This is a genomic window from Pseudomonas machongensis (assembly GCF_034961125.1).
Classification (GTDB): Bacteria; Pseudomonadota; Gammaproteobacteria; order Pseudomonadales; family Pseudomonadaceae; genus Aquipseudomonas; species Aquipseudomonas machongensis.
The window spans coordinates 1-4,705 of record NZ_JAYFUI010000067.1; the positions used below are offsets into that span (position 1 = coordinate 1).

Sequence of the window (4,705 nt, forward strand, 5' to 3'; positions counted from 1 at the left end):
AATTTCTTGACGACCATAGAGCATTGGAACCACCTGATCCCATCCCGAACTCAGCAGTGAAACGATGCATCGCCGATGGTAGTGTGGGGTTTCCCCATGTGAGAGTAGGTCATCGTCAAGATTCATTTCGCAAAACCCCTATCTGCGCGAGCAGGTAGGGGTTTTGTCTTTCTGGCGTTCGCCAGGTCGCATCGCTCCCCCACGCCGACACCGCGCACGCCACGGGACAAGCCTGCCTCTACAGGGTATGGTTCCGTCAGCGCACACCGTCTTCCAGAGAGCACCCAATGGCCAACACCACGTCACTGCACCCAGGTTTCATGATCGTCCAGGGCAACCGCCTAGACGATTTGCGCAACCTGGTCGTGAGCGTGATGCGCAACTATCCCCTGGCGCCTTTGGAGAACGAAATCGCCCTGGTGCAGAGCAACGGTATTGCCCAATGGCTCAAGCTCGCACTGGCCGAAGATCCGCAGGACGATGATCAAGGCGGCTGCGGTATCGCTGCGGCCATCGACGTCCAGTTGCCCGGCACTTTCATGTGGCAGCTCTATCGCCTCGTGCTGGGCCGCGACGAGATTCCCGAGGTGTCGCTGCTCGACAAGGCACCGCTGACCTGGCGCCTCGTACGCTTGTTGCCAGCACTGATCGAGCGACCGTACTTCGAGCCACTCAAGCGCTTTCTCACCGACGACAACGACCTGCGCAAGCGCTACCAGCTCGCCGAACGTCTGGCTGACTTGTTCGACCAATACCAGGTGTACCGCGCCGACTGGCTCAAGGACTGGGCCGCTGGAGAGCACGTGCTCAACACCGCCCGCGGAGAGCGCAAGCCCCTGGCGGAAGGCAACCGCTGGCAGGCCGAGTTGTGGCGCGCATTGCTCGACGATGTCGGTGCAGAAGGTATGGCCCAGAGTCGTGCTGGCGTCCATCAGCGTTTCATCACGCGCATGGATACCCTTGAGCAAGCTCCTGCGGGCCTACCGTCGCGGGTAATCGTCTTTGGTATCTCGTCGCTGCCCGCCCAGGCCCTTGAAGCCCTGGCCGGGCTAGCCCGCTTCAGCCAGGTATTGCTGTGCGTGCACAACCCTTGCCGTCATCACTGGGGGGATATCGTCGCTGACAAAGACCTGCTCCGGCACCAGTACAAGCGCCAACAGCGCAAGCACGGCATGCCCCTGCAACTGGACGACGAATCGATGCACCAGCACGCTCATCCGCTGCTGGCCGCCTGGGGCAAGCAGGGCCGCGACTACATCAACCTGCTCGATAGCTACGATGATCCAAACAGTTATCGTGGTGTCTTCAGCGACGGTCGCATCGACCTGTTCAGCGACGCCCAGCCCGCGACCCTGCTCAACCAGTTGCAGGACGACATCCTCGAGCTGCGCCCGCTGGCTGAAACCCGCGAGGCCTGGCCTGCCATCGATGCCAGCCGCGACCGTTCGGTACGTTTCCACATCGCCCACAGCCCGCAGCGCGAAGTGGAGATCCTCCACGACCAGTTGCTTGCGCGCTTCAGCAGCGATCCTACCCTGCGGCCGCGCGATGTCATCGTCATGCTTCCGGCCATCGATGACTACGCCCCGCATATCCGCGCTGTCTTCGGCCAACTCGACCGCCATGATCCGCGCTACATCCCCTTCACCCTCACCGACCAGGGCCAGCGCGGCCGCGATCCACTGCTGATCGCCCTGGAGCATCTGCTCAAGCTCCCCGACAGCCGTTTCGCCGTGAGCGAGATCCTCGACCTGCTCGATGTCCCCGCCGTGCGCGCCCGCTTCGGGATCAAGGAGAGTGACCTGCCGACTCTGCACCGCTGGATCGAGGGGGCCGGCATCCGTTGGGGCCTGAGCGGTGAACAACGTGCCCGCCTCGGGTTGCCCGAAGGCCTGGAGCAGAACAGTTGGCGGTTCGGCCTGCGCCGGATGCTGCTGGGTTACGCCGTAGGTGTCGGCGAGGCCTGTGACGGCATTGAGCCCTATGACGAGATCGGTGGCCTCGACGCGGCCCTTATTGGCCCGCTGGTGGCCCTGCTCGATGCCCTGGACGTGGCGTTCCAGACCCTCGCCGAGCCGGCCAGCCCCGTGGTGTGGGGGGCGCGCCTGCATGCGCTGTTGCAGGTGTTCTTCCTCGCCGAGGAGGAGCACGACGAGCTGCTGCTGGTGCAATTGCAGGACCTGCGTGATACCTGGCTGGAAACCTGCGAGACCGTCGGCCTGCACGATCCACTGCCGCTCACGGTCGTGCGCGAGGCCTGGCTGTCGGGGTTGGACCAGGGCAAGCTGTCCCAGCGTTTCCTGGCCGGCTCGGTGAACTTCTGCACGTTGATGCCCATGCGCGCCATCCCATTCCGCGTAGTCTGCCTGCTGGGCATGAACGACGGCGACTATCCTCGCGCCCAGCCGCCGTTGGACTTCGATCTGATGGCCAGCGATTACCGTCCTGGCGATCGTTCGCGCCGCGAAGATGACCGCTACCTGCTGCTCGAGGCGCTGCTGTCTGCTCGCGACCAACTCTATGTGAGTTGGGTCGGACGCAGTATTCGCGACAACAGCGAACGCCCCGCCTCGGTGCTGGTCGGCCAATTGCGCGACCATCTTGCCGCCGGTTGGCAGCTGGCCGGTGCCCAGCAAGGCCAGCGTAATGACCCCGGCCAGCAGTTGCTGCATGCCCTGACCCAGGAGCATCCCCTGCAACCCTTCAGCCAGCGCTACTTCCAGAAGGGCAGCGCACTGTTCAGCTACGCCCACGAATGGCAGGTCTTGCATCAGCCCGTCGAGCCGGCCTCGGAGGTCGATCAGGCGTTGCCGCCCTACGACAGCGATGAGCCACTGAACCTGACGCAACTGCAGGATTTTCTCCGCCATCCGGTCCGGCATTTCTTCAGCCAGCGCCTGAAGGTGTTCTTCGAAGCGCTGGAGGCGCCAACGCCGGACGAGGAGCCTTTCGTGCTCGATGCCCTGCAACGCTACAGCCTCAGCGAGCGGCTGCTTGGCGCTGCATTGGCCACACCCGACGACGCCGAACAAGCGCTGCGTACCCAGGCCCGACGCCTGCAGGCATGTGGGCTGCTGCCATTGGCGGGTTTCGGCGAGTCGCTGCAGGCGGAACTGATCCAGCCCCTGCCAGACCTACTGCAACGCCATCGCCAGCTGTTGCAGCGCTGGCATACCGTGGTAGAGGGCGCTCTGCCGCTGCACTTCGAGCGTGGCCCGCAGCGCCTGGAAGGTTGGCTTGGGCGCGTCTATCAGGATGATGAACAGAGCCTTCTGAGCATCACCACCGTGCCCAACAGCCTGGGTGCCGGGCGCAACAGTCTCAAATGGCATCGGCTGATTCCGGCGTGGGTCATGCATTTGGCGGCCTGCGCTGCCGGTTATCCATTGCACACGGCCCTGGTCGCCAGTGACCGAACCTTGCTGCTCGCACCGATGGCCGCGGCACAGGCGGGTGATTTGCTTGCCGATCTGCTGGTGGCGCGTCAGGCCGCAATGAATGCGCCCCTGCCCGTAGCGCCCAAGACTGCTTTCGCCTGGCTGGGCCAACCAGACCCGGACAAAGCCCAGGCTGCCGCCGAGCGCGCCTATGAAGGCGACGGCCAGAACAGCTTCGGCGAGCGCAGCGAGAGCCTTGCACTGATGCGTCAGTTCCGCGACTTTGCTGCGCTCACGGCTGACGAGACCTTCGAAGGCTGGTGCGAATCCCTCTACCGACCCCTGTTTGCCGCCGCCTGGCAGACCCAAGGCAATCCGGAGACCGCCGCATGACCCAGGCCCGTCCCCTGGCCCTGAGCTTTCCCCTGCACGGCAGCCAGCTGATCGAAGCCAGTGCCGGCACCGGCAAGACTTTCACCATCTCGGCGCTCTACCTGCGTCTGATCCTCGGCCATGGCGGGGAGCAAGGCTTTGCCCGCGAACTGCTGCCGCCGCAGATTCTCGTCGTGACCTTCACCGACGCTGCGACCAAGGAGCTGCGCGAGCGGATTCGCGCGCGCCTGGCCGAGGCTGCACGTTTCTTCAGGGGCGAGCTGGACGACGCCGACCCCTTGCTGCACCTGCTGCGCGACGATTATCCACAGGAGCACTGGGCACGTTGCGCCAGTCGCCTGGAGGTCGCAGTGCAGTGGATGGACGAAGCGGCGGTCTCGACCATTCACGGCTGGTGCCAGCGCATGCTGCGCGAGCATGCCTTCGACAGCGGCAGCCTGTTCACCCAGAGCCTGGAGACCGATCACAGCGAGCTGCTCGGCCAGGTCATGCGCGATTACTGGCGGCGCTTCTGCTACGGCATGCAGGGCGAAGCGCTGGCCTGGGTGCGCAGCCATTGGGTGAGCCCGGACGCGTTGCTGCCGCGCATCCGTCCGCTGTTCGGCCGTGTCAGCAGGGAAGACGACGGCGCCGATCCACAGGCGCTGATCGAATCCGCCCTGCAGCGACGCCAGGCGCAACTGGGCGCGCTCAAGGCTCCCTGGGCCCAGTGGGCCGACGAGTTGCACGAAATCTGCCGCGCGGCGGTGGCCGCCAAGCAGGCCGATGGCCGCAAGTTGCAGGCACGTTTTTTCGACCCCTGGTTTGACAAGCTGCGCGCCTGGGCGGGTGACGAGCAGGCCATGGAACTCGACCTGGGCACCGGTTTCACTCGCCTCACACCTGCAGGCATGGCCGAGGCCTGGAAATCGGGCGAGCCGCCGGACCACCCTGCA

The 4,705-nt window shown here is 64.8% G+C and carries 2 protein-coding genes and 1 rRNA gene; all 3 read left to right on the forward strand.

The window, feature by feature from the left end:
- Nucleotides 1-5: 5 nt before the first annotated feature.
- Nucleotides 6-121: ribosomal RNA gene (gene rrf / locus VA602_RS05330) — 5S ribosomal RNA — on the forward strand.
- Between the two features lie 166 nt (nt 122-287).
- Nucleotides 288-3,770, forward strand: coding sequence for an exodeoxyribonuclease V subunit gamma (gene recC, locus VA602_RS05335; protein WP_323452687.1), 3,483 nt, complete (start codon nt 288-290; stop codon nt 3,768-3,770).
- Nucleotides 3,767-4,705 (forward strand): UvrD-helicase domain-containing protein (locus VA602_RS05340; RefSeq protein WP_323452688.1); only part of this gene is annotated, 939 nt, incomplete at its 3' end. The genes recC and VA602_RS05340, both read left to right, overlap by 4 nt.

Excerpts from the sequence above, each read along its gene's own strand:
- recC (WP_323452687.1), top strand. The coding sequence starts at position 288 with ATGGCCAACACCACGTCACTGCACCCAGGTTTCATGATCGTCCAGGGC.